Source organism: Aeromonas sp. MR19 (assembly GCF_963899305.1).
GTDB classification, from domain to species: domain Bacteria; phylum Pseudomonadota; class Gammaproteobacteria; order Enterobacterales; family Aeromonadaceae; genus Aeromonas; species Aeromonas bestiarum.
The window spans coordinates 571,207-586,998 of the sequence record NZ_CAWQWZ010000011.1; the positions used below are offsets into that span (position 1 = coordinate 571,207).

16 protein-coding genes are annotated in these 15,792 nt (G+C 62.6%); 11 read left to right on the forward strand and 5 right to left on the reverse strand.

Annotation, left to right across the window (positions count from 1 at the left end; genetic code table 11):
* Positions 1-40: 40 nt before the first annotated feature.
* Positions 41-643: a peroxiredoxin C gene (locus AACQ95_RS08370; protein ID WP_241278303.1), complete on the reverse strand. Its 603-nt coding sequence runs from the start codon at positions 641-643 to the stop codon at positions 41-43.
* A gap of 146 nt (positions 644-789) precedes the next feature.
* Between AACQ95_RS08370 and AACQ95_RS08375 the strand changes: the two genes are divergently transcribed.
* Positions 790-1,698 (forward strand): hydrogen peroxide-inducible genes activator, encoded by a 909-nt coding sequence (locus tag AACQ95_RS08375; protein ID WP_043141650.1) that lies wholly within the window; start codon positions 790-792, stop codon positions 1,696-1,698.
* A gap of 86 nt (positions 1,699-1,784) precedes the next feature.
* On the opposite strand, the gene ahh1 is transcribed toward AACQ95_RS08375, so the two are convergent.
* A complete protein-coding gene (gene ahh1 / locus AACQ95_RS08380) occupies positions 1,785-3,650 on the reverse strand; it encodes a hemolysin Ahh1 (RefSeq protein ID WP_241278304.1) in 1,866 nt (621 codons plus the stop codon).
* 836 nt (positions 3,651-4,486) lie between these two features.
* Between ahh1 and AACQ95_RS08385 the strand changes: the two genes are divergently transcribed.
* Positions 4,487-4,933, forward strand: coding sequence for a C40 family peptidase (locus tag AACQ95_RS08385; protein WP_042872518.1), 447 nt, complete (start codon positions 4,487-4,489; stop codon positions 4,931-4,933).
* A gap of 65 nt (positions 4,934-4,998) precedes the next feature.
* On the opposite strand, the gene AACQ95_RS08390 is transcribed toward AACQ95_RS08385, so the two are convergent.
* A complete protein-coding gene (locus AACQ95_RS08390; RefSeq protein WP_241278305.1) occupies positions 4,999-5,292 on the reverse strand; it encodes a hypothetical protein in 294 nt (97 codons plus the stop codon).
* A gap of 213 nt (positions 5,293-5,505) precedes the next feature.
* On the opposite strand from AACQ95_RS08390, the gene AACQ95_RS08395 reads away from it, so the two are divergent.
* The 4 genes from AACQ95_RS08395 to AACQ95_RS08410 are packed head-to-tail and all read left to right on the forward strand — an operon-like array spanning position 5,506 to position 9,261.
* Entirely contained in the window at positions 5,506-6,939 is a 1,434-nt protein-coding gene (locus tag AACQ95_RS08395; protein ID WP_043141034.1) for a coniferyl aldehyde dehydrogenase, read from the forward strand.
* Between the two features lie 18 nt (positions 6,940-6,957).
* Complete coding sequence (locus AACQ95_RS08400) at positions 6,958-7,560, forward strand: TetR/AcrR family transcriptional regulator (protein ID WP_043141031.1); 603 nt, start codon at positions 6,958-6,960, stop codon at positions 7,558-7,560.
* Positions 7,541-8,059: an SCP2 sterol-binding domain-containing protein gene (locus tag AACQ95_RS08405; RefSeq protein ID WP_241278306.1), complete on the forward strand. Its 519-nt coding sequence runs from the start codon at positions 7,541-7,543 to the stop codon at positions 8,057-8,059. The genes AACQ95_RS08400 and AACQ95_RS08405 overlap by 20 nt, the downstream gene beginning before the upstream one ends.
* A 17-nt stretch (positions 8,060-8,076) precedes the next feature.
* Positions 8,077-9,261 (forward strand): iron-containing alcohol dehydrogenase, encoded by a 1,185-nt coding sequence (locus AACQ95_RS08410; protein WP_241278307.1) that lies wholly within the window; start codon positions 8,077-8,079, stop codon positions 9,259-9,261.
* A 36-nt stretch (positions 9,262-9,297) separates the two neighbouring features.
* On the opposite strand, the gene AACQ95_RS08415 is transcribed toward AACQ95_RS08410, so the two are convergent.
* The gene (locus AACQ95_RS08415) at positions 9,298-9,573 is read right to left on the reverse strand and encodes a hypothetical protein (protein WP_241278308.1); all 276 of its coding nucleotides are present in this window, start codon (positions 9,571-9,573) and stop codon (positions 9,298-9,300) included.
* Between the two features lie 156 nt (positions 9,574-9,729).
* Positions 9,730-10,644, reverse strand: a complete 915-nt coding sequence (cysM, locus tag AACQ95_RS08420) for a cysteine synthase CysM (RefSeq protein ID WP_241278309.1) — start codon at positions 10,642-10,644, stop codon at positions 9,730-9,732.
* A 134-nt stretch (positions 10,645-10,778) separates the two neighbouring features.
* Here cysM and AACQ95_RS08425 point away from each other — a divergent pair, with 134 nt between their 5' ends.
* The 5 genes from AACQ95_RS08425 to AACQ95_RS08445 all read left to right on the forward strand — a co-directional run bounded on the left by AACQ95_RS08425 (position 10,779) and on the right by AACQ95_RS08445 (position 15,596).
* On the forward strand, positions 10,779-11,036 hold the full coding sequence (locus AACQ95_RS08425) for a GNAT family N-acetyltransferase (RefSeq protein WP_011705401.1): 258 nt from the start codon (positions 10,779-10,781) through the stop codon (positions 11,034-11,036).
* A complete protein-coding gene (locus tag AACQ95_RS08430; protein WP_241278310.1) occupies positions 11,026-11,619 on the forward strand; it encodes a nucleotidyltransferase family protein in 594 nt (197 codons plus the stop codon). Before AACQ95_RS08425 ends, AACQ95_RS08430 begins: the two co-directional genes overlap by 11 nt.
* A 70-nt stretch (positions 11,620-11,689) precedes the next feature.
* A complete protein-coding gene (locus AACQ95_RS08435) occupies positions 11,690-13,513 on the forward strand; it encodes a SulP family inorganic anion transporter (protein WP_043141018.1) in 1,824 nt (607 codons plus the stop codon).
* A 134-nt stretch (positions 13,514-13,647) separates the two neighbouring features.
* Entirely contained in the window at positions 13,648-14,994 is a 1,347-nt protein-coding gene (locus AACQ95_RS08440) for an MATE family efflux transporter (protein WP_241278311.1), read from the forward strand.
* Positions 14,995-15,005: 11 nt separating this feature from the next.
* A complete protein-coding gene (locus AACQ95_RS08445) occupies positions 15,006-15,596 on the forward strand; it encodes a hypothetical protein (RefSeq protein WP_043557254.1) in 591 nt (196 codons plus the stop codon).
* Positions 15,597-15,792: the final 196 nt, after the last annotated feature.

The following is a 15,792-nucleotide window of genomic DNA, read 5'->3' on the forward strand; positions in this document are numbered from 1 at the left end:
CCTTGGCATCGGTTTTTCAGTATCCGGTACGCAGACCCGATTACAGGGAAGCGGCGTTCTCGGACAGATACTTGGCAACGCCATCCGGGGAGGCGGTCATGCCTTTTTTGCCTTTCTCCCACTGAGCCGGGCACACTTCGCCGTGCTCTTCGTGGAATTGCAGGGCGTCGACCATGCGCAGCATCTCGTCGATGTTGCGACCCAGCGGCAGATCGTTCACGACCTGGTGACGAACCACGCCGTGGCTGTCGATCAGGAAGGAGCCACGGAAGGCCACACCGGCTTCCGGGTGCTCGACGTCATAGGCTTTGCAGATCTCGTGCTTGATGTCGGCAACCAGCGGGTACTTGACCGGGCCGATGCCGCCGTCTTCGATCTTGGTGTTGCGCCAGGCGTTGTGGGAGAACTCGGAGTCGATGGAGACACCGATCACTTCCACGCCACGCTTGTTGAACTCTTCCAGGCGGTGATCGAAGGCAATCAGCTCGGACGGGCAGACGAAGGTGAAATCGAGCGGATAGAAGAACAGGACGGCTGCCTTGCCTTTGATGTGGGATGCCAGGTTGAAGTTGTCAACGATCTGGCCATTGCCCAGAACGGCAGCAGCGGTGAAATCGGGTGCGGGACGGCCTACCAATACCATATTCAATTCCTCTTTATGTGAAGTGAACAATCCTGTCAGGATTGGGCTACCTAGAGCCAAGTCCGTCTAATTCAAGCGACAAACTATAGACCCGGTGGTAGATTAGTTAAATCAAATTAAATAGATAGCATTAATCGGGTTTTCCTATGCAACGTTGGCCCAGCCTGAAACAGCTGCAATATCTGGTCGCTCTCGACGAGCACAAGAACTTCAACCGCGCCGCCAAGGCCTGTCATGTCAGCCAGTCCACCCTGAGTACCGGGATCCAGACGCTGGAAGACATGATGAACCTGCAACTGGTGGAGCGGGACCACAAGAGCTTCATTATGACCCCGGTCGGCATGGAAATCGTCGAGCGGGCTCGCAATTTGCTCTCGGATGCACGGGATCTGATGGAACTCGGCCAGCATCAGGGCGGCGTCATGCATGGCACTGTGCGGCTCGGCTGCATCCCCACCATAGCCCCCTTCCTGCTCAGCAAGCTGCTGCAGGTATGTGGCAAGGCCTATCCTGAGCTGGAATTGTTGCTGCGTGAAGACACTACCACCAACCTGCTCAAGCAGCTGGAGCAGGGTCAGCTCGACTTGCTGATCCTGGCGCTGCCGGTGGAGATCGGTGGCTTCCACTGCAAGATGGTCGGCCAGGACCCCTTCCACATGGTGATGCCCGCCAGCATGGCGGCCGGTCTGCACACCCCGTTCGACTACAAGGAGCTGCCCAATCAGAGCATCTTCCTGCTGGAGCGGGAGCACTGCCTCACCGAGCATGCGGTCAGCGCCTGCCGGTTGCGGGACAAGAGCAAGATCAACCCGTTCGCTGCCACCAGCCTGCACACCCTGGTGCAGATGGTCGGCGCCGGGCTTGGCACCACCTTCCTGCCGCAGATGGCCATAGATGCCGGCATCCTCGACAACACGGATCTGGTGGCCATTCCGCTGCCGGGGGAGAAGCCGTACCGCGAGATAGGCCTGGTGTGGCGTCCCAGCACCACTCGGGTACAGACCTTCTACAAGCTGGCCGAGCTGCTCACCCCGCTGATCGAACCCAAGGCCTGAACTTAGACTGACCTCCATGAAAACGCCGGCAACTTGCCGGCGTTTTCATTGATCAAGACTCTGACACTAGATCAGCTGCCGAACCGTCAGTTGCCGGTCGGTGGCCCGAAGATCTGGGTGTAGGAGGTCAGGGTACGCAGGCTGACGTCACCAGGCTGGCCATTCTCGTCATAGAGCGCCAGCGCGCCCGTCTGCTTGTCGTGACCCAGCAGCTGATGGGCGCTCAGGTTGCTAAGTGCATCGCTCTCCGGTTTCCACTCCCAGCGTTGTCCCAGGCTCAGGCTGCAGCTCTGCAACTGGCCCAGGTTGTTGCCATCCAGGCAGTGGCGGGTATCCAGTGCACTGACATAGCGGCCGTACTGGTCATAGATGAAGGACTGGGCGGCCGAGGTCTCGTCACAGGTCACGGCGCTCACGCCTTGCTGGGCATCGGCGCTCAGGCAGCGGTTGTCAAAGCCGCCCAGTTGCAGGTTGACCGGGCGACCGCCGGTAAACACCGGGTGGTTCCAGTCCACCTTGAAGCTGGTGGAGGCGGTCGCCCGTCTGCGCTTGTCGACATCCTCGAAGCCCTGGAAGGAGACATGGGCGCCCACCACGTAATAGTGCTTGTAGATGCCGGTATAGATGGGGCGGATGTTGACCGAGGAGTCAATCTTGAACTCAGTGCTGCCCTGCTCGTTGGGCGCCGCCTTGTAGATGACGTCCAGATTCGGCACGAAGCCCTTGTAGCTCAGCGGCTGGATGCGATTGTGATCCACATCGTATCCCATGCCCCAGACGGTGGCCGTCTTGGACGAGAGCAGAGACTCCGCCGTCGCGTATTGATCCCGCACCCAGCTGAAACTCACCTTCTGGGCACTGGGCGCCGAGCGCTCGACCCGATAGTCCTGGGTGTTGTAGGCGAGCTGGCGCTGCTGGCTGAATTTGGCCGAGGCCTCCAGCTTGGCCTTGGGCCCGTCCTTGTTCACCTCGACCCCGCCGGTGACCCCCACCTCGAAGCCGGAGATCTCGCGATGCTCATACTTGCTGTTGAGGTTGGTGGGCAGGCTCTTGAGCACGGCCGCCTTGGCGTTGGAGGCTTCGATGGTGAAGCGGTAGTCCTGGGCGATGGCATCGGTGGCATAGTCCCGCGCCCAGCCGTCGAGCAGGGTGTAACCGGCAAAGTTCTCGCTCCAGGTGAGATCTTCGTTGAGCTGGATACCGGCACCGGCCGACTCCTCATCCAGCGAGATCCGCACTATCTTGGCATCCGGCGTGGCGGAACCCGTGTTGCCAAATTGCAGGGAGCGCTCCAGGTTCACCCGATAGACCAGCGAAATATTCGGCGAGTCACAGAACAGCCGATCCCCCCGATCCCAGGTACGCGAGCGCGGGAAGGTGCACTCGGCATCGCTGATCTTGCGATTGACGTTGAGGTAGAAGGCCACGTGCGGCAAGCCGGCTTCGGCGGTGGCCGGCTGGGTCAGGGAGCGTTTGTGGCGTTTGCCCTGCCCTTCAAGGCTCTCAACCCGCTCCATCACCCGATAGAAGGCTGGATCATCGACGCCCCCCAGCGGGGTAAACAGCAGCGCACCCTTGTAAGCGGAGACCAGCACCCAGTCGGAATCGAACGAGATGCCGGCCAGCTGCTCCATGGCCTTTCTGGCCTGTTGCCGCTCGCCCTTGTCAGTGATGGCGCTGAAGTCGATGAAGACGCGCTCCCCCTGCCCCAGCACGCGCTCGCGCAGTTGATCAGGGGTCAGCCCCCTGGCGGCCTGCTGCTCATCCAGCCAGACGCCGGCGTTGAGGTAGACAAGTCCCTGCTCCGATTGCAGGCTGGCCAGCATGGCGGTGCCCTGATCGGTACGCTCGCCTATGTCTTCGGCATGCACGCTGCCTGCCAGCAAGGCCAGCGCGAGCAGACTGAGAGTGGGAGCCTGAGTGATGAATTTGCGTGGTTTTTTGTTTTTCATTGTTAGCTCCTTGTCGAATCACACCAGACTATTTCCACCATGAGGCGGAACAGCATAACCCTATTATTGATGGTTATATTTCGGTGTTATTCTGCTTGCTTGCCGCGCAATGCCAGCCATTTTTCTCGCTGTGAATTAACAGCGTATTCATGGCGGGTATTTCATATGACAAAACAAGGACTGCGGTGCAGTCTAAGGTGGAAGATTCGGCGCTCGCCGATGCTATTACACTGTTGTCGCGCTCTGATAGCGCTGCCCATTTTGGATGCGGGTGACACCTGTCTTTAGCCTCGCGTCCCTGTTCATCGGCCTGAACGATGAAGCGGGAGCCTTATGCCTTGGGCATTCTGCCGCGAGGAAACACTCACTGCTATGGGCTCGATATCATGGGTGGCCCTCCTCTGTCTGGTGATATTGTCAGCCAACGCCAGTCATTGACCGAATATTATTATGTGAACCAGTTGCGGGAACATACCCATATATATCTAATTTGCTGCCACCATATTGGTGACGGGGGTGGCCTGTCTAGCGGCCTGCTGTAATAGGGTTTCATCATAACGAATTAGCCTGAAATAATAACGTGACACAGATCACGCAACGGCGTCAATAACGTTAATGATAAAATCATTCAAACTTGAATAGAATAATTACGTTAATATTGAAATGCTCATTCAAGATAGCCGCCAAATATTATTCAAATGAATACAACCGATAATATGACGTCACTCGGCTCATGCCCTTTCCGGGCGCTCAGGCGCGGTTTATTGCCAACAAGGCTATGTTCGAGCCCCAAACCCCGTTTATGATGAGCGAGTCGTCGAGTCGAAGGATCCCCCATGCATTGCAAGTTACTGCTGCCCCTGCTGGCCCTGTTGCTGGCCGCCTGTTCCAGCACGCCCGAACCGCCGCCGCCCCGTCAGAGCAGTGCCTTCGACGGCTTCTACCAGCAATGGCGCGGCGTGCCCTATCGCATGGGCGGTGCCAGCCGGGCCGGGCTCGACTGCTCCGCCTTCACCCAGCTTGCCTACCAGCAGGTGCTCGGCTTCAACCTGCCCAGAACCACTGAATCCCAGGCCAGCCTGGGCACGCCGGTCGATCGCTACCGCTTGCAGCACGGCGATCTGGTCTTCTTCAAGACCGGCTGGCAGCAATACCATGTCGGTGTCTACACGGGGGCCGGGGAGTTCATCCACGCCTCCACCAGCAAGGGGGTGATCCGCTCGCGCCTCGACAATGTCTACTGGAACAGCCGCTACTGGCAGGCCCGTCGTCTGACGCAGTGAGCCCGACTCACCATGAGAAATGAGAAAGGCCCGTGACGGGCCTTTCTCATTATCTGTTTGCCGACTCAGTGCTTGCGATGCCAGCGCGGCGAGGTGGCCTTCTCGCCCCAGGGGGTGACGCATGGCAACAAGGCCCCCTCGATCACCGAATCGCTGCTGGCCAGCGCCTCGGCAATCTTCTGATGCAGCACCCGCAGCAAGCGTCCCTCCTGCTCGGCCAGGGAGTGACCCGCGGCAAAGAACTCGCGCTGGTGTTGCAGCGCCAGCTTCTGGGCAAATTCATAGGTGTTGAAGCAATCCGGCATCCGCTCGACCACATCATCAAGCCGGGCCAACAAGCTGTTCAGTTCCCTGGTCATGTCGCTCACTCCTTGTAGGTTGATGGCCAAAAACTACCCCTAATTGGATAAGTCACCAACCACCAAATCTCGAAACTGTGGTGGGTCGCACAGTTCACAGGTGAGTCATCCGCGACCCTATGCTAAGCCAGATGGCAAAACTTTACAGCCGATTAACAAGCCGCTAGATTTAGACCGACCAATCAGTCGGTCAATTAACGCGCGAGGTATGCCATGGAAGCGGTTCAGTTGCAGGAGACCACCACAGACAAGCTGTCGCTACCGGGCAAGCTGGCCCGGCTCAGGCAGGCCTGTCAGGCCAATCCCATGCCGGGTCTGAGCGAACGCAGAGCCCACCTGAGCCAGCTCAAGCGTGCCCTGCTGGCCCACAAGCAGCCGTTGTGTGACGCCCTGGCCCGGGATTATGGCCAGCGCAGCGATTACGACAGCCTGATCGCCGACATACTCCCCAGCGTCATGCAGATCAACTACACCCAGCGCCGGATCAAGCGCTGGATGCGCCCGCACCGCCGCCACACAGGGCTGCTGCTGGCCCCGGCCAGGGTCGAGGTGTTCTATCAACCGCTCGGGGTGGTCGGCATCATAGTGCCGTGGAACTTCCCCGTGATGCTGAGCCTGGGGCCCCTCATCAGCGCCATCGCCGCCGGCAACCGGGCCATGCTCAAACTCTCCGAATTCACCCCTCACACCAACGCCGTGCTGCGCACCTTGCTGGATCAGGTGTTCGATGAGGATGAGGTCACAGTGGTCGAGGGGGATGCCCAGGTGGCGGCCGCCTTCAGCGCCCTGCCGTTCGATCATCTGCTGTTCACCGGCTCGACCGCGGTGGGCAAGCTGGTGATGGCCGCCGCCGCCCCCCAGCTCACCCCGCTCACCCTGGAGCTCGGTGGCAAGAGTCCCTGCCTCATCGCCCCCGACATGCCCATAGCGCTCGCGGTGGAGCGGATGATCTTCGGCAAGAGCCTCAACGCCGGCCAGATCTGCGTGGCCCCCGACTATGTGCTGCTGCCACGAGGCCAGGAGCAGGCCTTCATCGAGGCCTACCGCAACCACTTCGCCCGCCTCTATCCCCAGGGGCTGGGGAGCCCGGATTACGGCTCCATCATCAACGGGCGCCAGTATGAGCGGCTCACCGGCTGGCTGGCCGAGGCCGAGCAGGCCGGTGCCCAGGTGCACCCCTGCGGCAGCCCGGCCCGGGACGACGTCGCCCACCGGCTGGTGCCCCACCTGCTGACCGACGTGCCCAACCACTGCCAGCTGATGCAGCAGGAGATCTTCGGCCCCCTGTTGCCGCTGGTGCCCTACGACAGCCTGGATGAGGCGCTCGCCTACATAGCCGCCCGCCCGCGCCCCCTCGCCTTCTATCTGATGAGCCTGGATCCGGCGCTGCAGGCCAGGGTGACCCGGGAGACCCACTCAGGCGGCATGGCCATCAACGAGAGCCTGTTCCAGGTGGCGGCCGATGACGTGCCGTTTGGCGGCATCGGCGCCTCCGGCATGGGCCACTACCACGGCCACGAAGGCTTTCTCACCTTCTCCAAGGCGAAAACCGTGTTGAGCCGTGGCAGGTTCAGCACAGGCTCCCTGGTTCACCCCCCTTATCGGCGCTGGCACCAGCGGCTGATGATGGCGCTGTTTTTGCGCTGACGGGCGCCGGAGACCTGCATGCACAAACCCATGACAGACAAGCGCCGCCAGATCCTGGATGCCGCCCTCGCCCTGTGCGCCGAGGATGGGCTGCAAGGCGCCGCCACCGCCCGCATCGCCAAGGCGGCTGGGGTGGCCAACGGCACCCTGTTTCACCACTTCCCCAGCAAGGAGGTGCTGATCCAGTGCCTCTATCAGGATGTCAAACTGCGGCTCGGCGCCGCCATCACGGAGGCGGATGCCGCCCTGCCCCTGCGCGAGCAGGCCAGCCATTACTGGCAGCAGGCGATGCAGTGGATGCTGGCCCATCCCAACGAGCTCAAGTTCGTGCTGGGGTTCTTCCACTCCCCCCTGCTGGCGCGCCCCCTGCGCAGCCAGATCCTGAGCGATACCCTGCGCTTTCTGCCGCGCCTGCTGAGCCTGGGCCAGGCCAGCGGTGCCCTGATGCAAGCCCCGCCGGCCCTGATGCTGGAGGTGTGCCAGAGCCAGTTTCTGGCCTGCGCCTCCCTGTTTGTCGACCAACCTGAACTGGGACGGGACGCGCACTGGCAAGCCAGTGCCTTCGCCCTGTTCTGGTCCGCCATCTCGGGAGTGAACCCTCATGCAAAACCGGACGCTTGAATCCCTGGCGGCCCTTGGCCGCCGTCTCTGGATAGCCACCCTGCTCTGGGTCATAGGGCGCACCCTGTGCCGCGCCGCCCGGGTCGATGAGGCGGTGCGACAAGAACTCGCCCCCCTGCCCGACGGCCTCACCATACGGCTGGAGGTGGCGGGCCTCAGCCAGGCGCTGATCATCCACAAGGCGGCAGGCCGCTGGCAGTGCGGCGCACCGCCCCATGCCAGCGGCGATCTGCACCCGTTGCGAGTGCGTTTCAAGCATCCGGGCATCGCCTTTCGCGCCCTCAGCTTTCGGCTCGGGGTCAATCAGGCATTCAGCGAAAACCGCTTGCTGGTGGAGGGGGATCTCACCGTCGCCATGCACCTGGTACGGGCGCTGGAACAGCTGCAGGCCCTGATCCTGCCCGCCTTCATCGCGCGGCCACTGCTGCGCCACTATCCTGACCCGCGCCGCAAGCTGGCGCGAGCCTGCCACATCTACCTGGGTCTGTTGACCGGCTGAACAAGAGGATGAGCACCATGAGTCGCTATTACGATTTTTTCTGCCCGGTCAAGCTGATGGCGGGCGAACAGGCACTGGAGCAGCTCGCGGGCGAGCTGGCCGGATTGGGCGCGCGCCGCCCGCTGCTGCTCACCGACAAGGGGGTCAGCGGCACCGGACTCGCCACCCTGCTGGCCAATGTGCTGGCCGAGGGGGAGCTGCCGGTCGCCGACATCTGGGACGAGATCCCGGCCGACTCCTCCACCGCCGTGGTGGAGCGGATCGCGGCCCGCTATCGGGAGCTCAAATGCGATAGCCTGGTGGCGCTTGGCGGCGGCTCCGTCATCGACACCGCCAAGGCGGTCAACATCCTCGCCTCCATGGGAGGGACGCGGCTGCTGGATTACGCCGGCGCAGGCTGCCTGACCAGACCCCTGCAGCCGCTGGCGGTGGTGCCCACCACGGCGGGCACGGGATCCGAGGTGACGCTGGTGGCGGTGATCAAGGATGAGGCGAGCGGGCGCAAGGTGCCCTTCACCTCCCCCTTCCTGCTGCCGCAGCTGGCGGTGCTGGATCCGCGCCTCACCCAGGGCTTGCCCCTCAACATCACGGCGGCCACCGCCATGGATGCCATGACCCACGCCATCGAGGCCTTCATCGGCAACGCCAAGAACCCGGTCAGCGACGCCCTGGCGCTGATGGCGGTGGAGAAGATCGCCAGTGCCCTGCCCCAGGTGCTGAACAACCCGCAGGACAAGCGGCTGCGGTTGCAACTGGCGGAGGGCTCCACCCTGGCGGGCATGGCGTTTTCCAACTCCATGGTGGGGCTGGTGCACGCCCTCGGCCACAGCCTGGGGGCCCGCTGTCACCTGCCCCACGGTCTGTGCATGAACCTCTTCCTGCCGACCGTGCTCGACTACAACCGGCCGGGCATAGATGAGGAGCTGGCTCGCCTGCTGCTGCCCCTGGTCGGCGCCGAGCGCTTCGCGGCAACCCCGCTCGCAGAGCGGGCACAGGCCAGCATCCAGGCTCTGTGCTCCTTGCGCGATACCCTGTGGCAGGCGGTGAAGCTGCCGCGCACCCTGCGCGAAGCCGGCGTCACCGACAAGGCCCTGCTGCCCGAGATCCGGGATCTCGCCATCAACGACGGCGCCCTGCTCTACAACCGCAAGGATGCCGACCGGACCCAGCTGCTCGGCCTGCTGGAGCTGGCCTGGGAATAGCCAGCTTGGCCAGGCCCCGCATGGCGGGGCCGCTTGCTACCAGCTGATGGTGGCACCGGCCCCATAGTTGTCCCTTCCCTCCGGCGTCTTCTCGCGCCAGATGGACTCCTTGTTGCGGCGAATGGCCTCTTCCCGTTCCTGGTTGCGCTCCCAGACGGGTTTTATCTCGTCCAGTGGCCGCTCATGTTTCTCCCCCTTGTGATCGATGACGGCGCAGTGCTTGTCGCCGCACTGGTAGGCATAGGGTTCGACGGTGCAGCCCGCCAGGGCCAGGCCAATGAGAGAAACACTCAGGGAGTAAGGCAAGATCATGTGACGCTCCTGTTTGCATCGGTGACGAGAGGGCGCCGAGTGTCAAACAGGAGACAAAGGGATTCAACCTTGTGAAAGCTGTTGATTGTTACAAAGGGTACATCAAGCAGTTTGTCAGCAAGTTATTGATACGTATCATGTTACCGACCACTTCACTCAGTTCGTCTCTGCCGGATCCGGCGTAAAGACCCCGGTGGAGAGGTAGCGATCCCCCCGATCACAGATGATGACCACCACCACCCCCTGCTTGATCTCTGCCGCCACCCGCAGGGCACCGGCCACGGCACCACCTGAGCTGACCCCGCAGCAGATCCCCTCCTCCCGCGCCAGCCGGCGCATCATGAGCAGCGCCTCCTGCTGGGTCACGTCCAGCACCCGATCGACCCTTTGTGGCTCGAAAATGGTGGGCAGGTAGGCCACAGGCCAGCGGCGAATGCCAGGGATCTGGCTCCCCTCTGCCGGTTGCAGACCTATCACCTGCACCGCCGGGTTCTGCTCCTTGAGGTAGCGGGAGACCCCCATTATGGTGCCCGTGGTGCCCATGGCCGAGACGAAGTGAGTGACCGCCCCCTCGCTCTGGCGCCAGATCTCGGGGCCGGTCGATTGATAGTGGGCATCCGGGTTGGCCGGGTTGTTGAACTGATCGAGCACCAGTCCCTCCCCGCGTGCCTCCATGGCCAGCGCCAGATCCCGCGCCTCTTCCATGCCGTTTTCCACCAGCACCAGCTCGGCGCCATAGGCCTGCATGGCATCGCGCCGCTCCTGGCTCATGGTGCGCGGCATGATGAGCCGCATCCGATAGCCCCGCGCCGCCGCCACCATGGCCAGTGCTATGCCGGTGTTGCCGGAGGTGGCCTCGATGAGCCGGGCTCCCGGCAGCAAGCGACCGCTCGCTTCGGCGATCTTGATGAGGTTCAGCGCCGGCCTGTCCTTGACCGAACCGGCGGGATTGTTGCCCTCCAGCTTCACCAGCAGGGTGACCTCTGGCCAGGGATTGATGCGGCGCAGCGCCAGCAGGGGGGTATTGCCAATCAGATCTTCCAGCGTGGCGAAGGCCATAATGGGATCCATCCTCTGTTAACTGTTCTATACCTTGGCTAGCGGGTATGCACCCGGTCGGGCTCGCAGTGTAAGCGAGCCCGTGCAGTTGGCAAAGGGCTGCCAACGTGGTCAGATAACCCCATTCCCCGTACCGAGGAGCAAGCATGAGCGAGATCATTCATCAGGCCAACCAGCAACAATTCATCTGCGTGGTGGACGGCAAGGAGTCCAGGCTGCGTTACCGGCGGCTCGATGCCAAGACCATAGACGCCTACAGCACCTTCGTCCCGCCGGAGCTCAGGGTACAGGGCATCGCCGATCAGCTGGCGCGCACCTTCTACAGCTGGACCCAGGCGGAGGGGCTCACCATAGTGCCCAGCTGCAGCTACATAGACGTCTGGCTGCGCCGCAATGCAGGTTGACGCACAGACGCGTCAGAGTACGCAAGAGGCGCGCCTGCAAGCGCAAACCGAAATCCTGCTGCGGGCCGATGGCCAGCGCATGGCCTGCCTGCAGGCAGCGCGCGAGCTGGCGCTGCCCGACTGGGCGCTGGGGGCCGGCTTTATCCGCAATCTCATCTGGGATCATCTGCACTGTAAATCAGTCCCTACCCCGCTCAACGATATCGATCTCATCTATCTGGACAGTGCTGATCCGGCTGGATTGAAGGAGGCCGATCACGAGGCCTGGCTGGCCGCCAGGGTGCCGGGCCAACGCTGGGAAGTGCGCAATCAGGCCCGCATGCACCAGCGCCAACGGGTTCCCCCCTTTGTCAGCAGTCTGGAGGCCCTCAGCCACTGGGTGGAGGTGCCTACCTGCATCGGGGTCAGGTTGCTGCCAGACGGCGAGTTCGAGTGGCTGGCCCCCCATGGCTTTGCCCCCAACTGGTCCCTGCAGGTGGATCCCAACCCGCGCTGCCGCCAGGAGAGCCGGGTTTTTACCGAACGGGTCAAGGCCAAGGAGTGGCAACGGCTGTGGCCTGACCTGGTGGTGAACTGGCCATAACCTGATTGCAATGTTTCGGCAACCTTGGGCACACTAGGGAAAAGCTGTTTGTAACTCAATGGGTTAAATAATGCGCGACTTCTTCTCACTCGAACGCTGGCTACCGGGCCTCGCCGCCCTGCTGCAATACCAGCGGGCCTGGCTGATGCCGGATGTGCGCGCTGGACTGTCGGTGGCGGCCGTGGCGCTGCCCGTGGCCATCGCCTATGCCGAACTCGCCGGCGTGGGGCCCCTGGTCGGCCTCTACTCCTGCATACTGCCCATGCTGGTCTACGCCCTGTTTGGCACCTCCCGCCAGCTGATCGTCGGCCCGGACGCCGCCACCTGCGCGGTGATAGCCGCCGTGGTCACCCCGCTCGCCGCCGGTGATGCCACCCGCCATTGGCAGCTGGTGATGACAATGACCGCCATGACCGGCTTCTGGTGCCTCATCGCCAGCCGCTTCAAGCTGGGGGTGCTGGCGGACTTTCTCTCCCGTCCCATATTGATGGGGCTGCTCAACGGCGTGGCCATCACCATAATGGTGGGTCAGCTCTCCAAGATCTTCGGCTTCACCTTCAGCGAGCGCTACCTCATAGAGCGGATCGCGGGCGGTGCCAACTACATTACCCAGACCCATCTGCCGACCCTGGCCATGAGCCTGACCGCCTTGCTCACCCTGCTGCTGGCCAAGCGCTACAAGCCGGCCTGGCCCTCCTCCATGGTGGCCATGGTAGTGACGGCGGCCCTGGTGTGGGGACTGGATCTCGGCCAGTTCGGCATCGCCACCCTGGGGGCCATCGGCTCGGGTATGCCCGTCTTCCAGTTGCCGGAATTTCCCCCAGGTCTGATGCGCGAGCTGGTGCTGCCGGCGCTCAACCTCGCCATGGTGAGCTTCGTCTCCATGATGCTCACCGCCCGCAGCTTCGCCGCCAAGAACGGCTATGAAATCGATGCGGACAAGGAGTTTCGGGCGCTGGGGATGGCCAACCTGGCGGCGGCTGCCTCTCAGGGCTTTGCCATCAGCGGGGCGGATTCGCGCACCGCGGTCAACGATGCCAACGGCGGCAAGAGCCAGCTGGTCTCCATCATAGCGGCCGCCGCCATCGCCCTGGTCACCTTCTACCTGACGGCGCCGCTGCAATACATACCCACGGCCGCCCTCGGCGTGGTACTGGTGATGGCGTCGCTGTCGCTGACCGATTTTCGCGGCCTGTGGGCCCTGCGCCACTCGGATCGGGCCGCCTTCTGGCTGGCGCTCATCACCTTCGTCAGCGTGCTGGCCATGGGGGTGATCCCGGGGATCACCCTCGCCGTGCTGCTGGGGCTGTTCCAGTTCCTGCGCAATGTGATGCGCCCCACCGACCAGTTGCTCGGCATGGATGACGAGGGGGTGGTGCGTACCCTGGGGGACAACGAGCAGGCCAAGGCCATTCCCGGCATCCTGGTCTATCGCTTCAACTCGCCGCTCACCTACTTCAACGCCCCCTACTTCAAGCGGCGGGTGCTGGCGCTGCTGGTGCAGGATCCCCACAACCCCAAATGCCTGGTGGTGGATGCGGTGGCCTGTTTCACCCATCAGGACATCAGCGTGATGAGCATGGTGGGGGAGCTGCACAAGGATCTGAAACGGCGCGGCATCCACATGGTGATGGCTGGTCGCCACGGCCAGATGAGCCAGTGGCTCAAGCAGGCGGGGATCCGGGTGGGCGACGAGGGGGTCATCCTCTGCCCCGACATGTATCAGGCGCTGCGCATGACCCGCTGCTACCGGGAGCCCGTGTTCAAAGATGACACAGTGGTGGAGAGCACCACGGACGCCATCCTCTCCCACTGGCCCCAGGATGATGCGCTGCCGGACTCGGCGCGGCTCACGCTCCCCTCTGAGCAGGAGGCAGGCGCCACCCCGGCCTGATCGGGAGCCGGACTCTCCCCGGGAGGGTCTGGCGCACTCTCAGCTCAGGGCAGGATTGCACCCTGCGGACTCTTGGTGTTAAATGCCCGTCCAGATGGCGCTGACGAGGGCCATCCCCAGTATTTGGACACCCCATGCAAACTCAATCCCAGGCGGGCCCAGGCACTCTCTTCTCCCTGACCTGGCCGCTGTTTATCGATCTCGCCCTGCACTTTCTGACCGGGGCCCTCAACACCTTCATGGTGGGCCACGTCTCCTATCAGGGCGTGGCGGCACTGGCGGTCGGCAACCAGGTGTTCGATCTGGCCATCACCTTGTTCAGCTTCGTCAGCATAGGCACCAGCGTGGTGATCACCCAGTATCTGGGGGCCGGCGATCGGGAGAAGGCGCGCATCGTCATCCACACCGCCATCGGCTTCAACCTGCTGGTGGGGCTGGTGGCCGCGGTCGGCGTGCTCGCCGGCGCCAGCACCATGCTCTCCCTGATGAACCTGCCCGCCCACCTGATGGGCGATGCCACCCTTTATCTGCAGATCATCGGCCTGTGCCTGCTGCCGGAGGCGGCGGCACTCTGCCTGGCCGCCACCCTGCGTGCCCACGGCCATACCCGTCAGGCCATGTACGTGACCCTGACCGTCAACCTCATCACCTTCGTCGGCAACCTGCTGCTGCTCTACGGCTGGTTCGGCCTGCCCCAGCTGGGAGTGGCCGGGGTCGCCATCAGCACGGTGGCGGGTCGCATCGTCGGCGTTGTGTTGCTGGTGTGGCTGGTGGCGCGCAAGACAGGTATCAAGTTGCGTTTGCCCGAGATAGTCCGCCCCAGCAAGGTCATGCTGGACAAGGTGCTGCACATAGGCCTGCCGGCGGCGGGGGAGAACCTCTCCTGGATGCTGCAGTTCATGGTGGTCACCGCCTTCGTCGGCCTGCTCGGCGACAAGGCGCTGGCGACCCAGTCCTATTTCTTCCAGATCTGCCTGTTCATCCTGCTGTTCGGCCTCTCCATCGGTCTTGGCAACGAGATCATCATCGGCCATCTGGCGGGGGCCCGCCGCTTCGAGCAGGCCTACAACCAGCTGATGAAGAGCCTCAAGCTCGGCCTCATCGTCACGACCCTGATCGCCATCGCCGCCGCCCTCAATGGCCGCGCCATCATCAGTTTGTTCACCGACGATCCCGACATCATCACCCAGGTGGCCCAGCTGTTTCTCATCAGCCTCATCCTCGAACCCGGCCGCACCTTCAACCTGGTGGTGATCAACGCCCTGCGTGCCACCGGGGATGCCCGTTTCCCGCTCTACATGGCGCTCGTCTCCATGTGGGGGATTGCCGTTCCGCTCGCCTATTTCCTTGGTATCATGCAGGGCTATGGACTGGTCGGCATCTGGTTGGCGCTCGCCTGCGATGAGTGGGTGCGCGGTCTGGCCATGTTCTGGCGCTGGCGCAGTCGTCGCTGGCAAAACAAAATTCTTGTTGAAACATAAGCGGAATCACAATGAAGAAAATCGGACTCTTGTTGGCTGCCATCCTGCTCAGCCCGCTGGCCATGGCGCAAACCGCGCCCGCGGCTCCCAAGGCGCAAGCCGCCAAAACCTGGTATGTGGCACCCATCGCCATCGACGAGACAAGCGAGGCCCAGAAGGCGCTGACCAAAGATTTTACAGCCCAGATGATCAAGACCATCAAGATCAACGAATACCAGACCGGCAAAGCACTCGGCAAGACCCAGGATCCCAAGTGGCTGATCCGCACCAAGTTGATGCCTGCCAGCACGGAGCCGCTGGTCGGCAAGAAGCACCCGCAGGGTCTCACCTACGGCAAGGGCATCCCCACCCAGGAGATAGTCGGCGAGCTCATCATGAACGGCACGCTGGTGGCGCATGTCGGCCAGGGCTGGCGTGAACCCATACTCCCGGGGACCCCGGTGGCCGAGAAGATCACCATAGCCAACTACCAGTACGCCATCGGCAACGAGGCCAAGGCGCCGGATCTGGAAGAGCTGGCGGCGCAGATAGGCTTCGAAGTGGGCAAGGTGATTGCCAGAGACGGCAAGCCGCTGCCCGAGAAGAAAAAGAAAAAAGAGTAAACGCCACACCTGTTCTCAAGAAGGGGCCCCTGGCCCCTTTTTGCTGCCCGCTTGCCAGCCCGCCACCGTCATCAAACCGTCACAACTGTGATCGCGATTCCAGTTTGAAGCTCAGTTTCTTACTTACAAATGGCTTATCAGCTTGTGATTCAAGCAGTTAAAAATCATCCCCCAGATGCAGCAAATCATTGGTCCC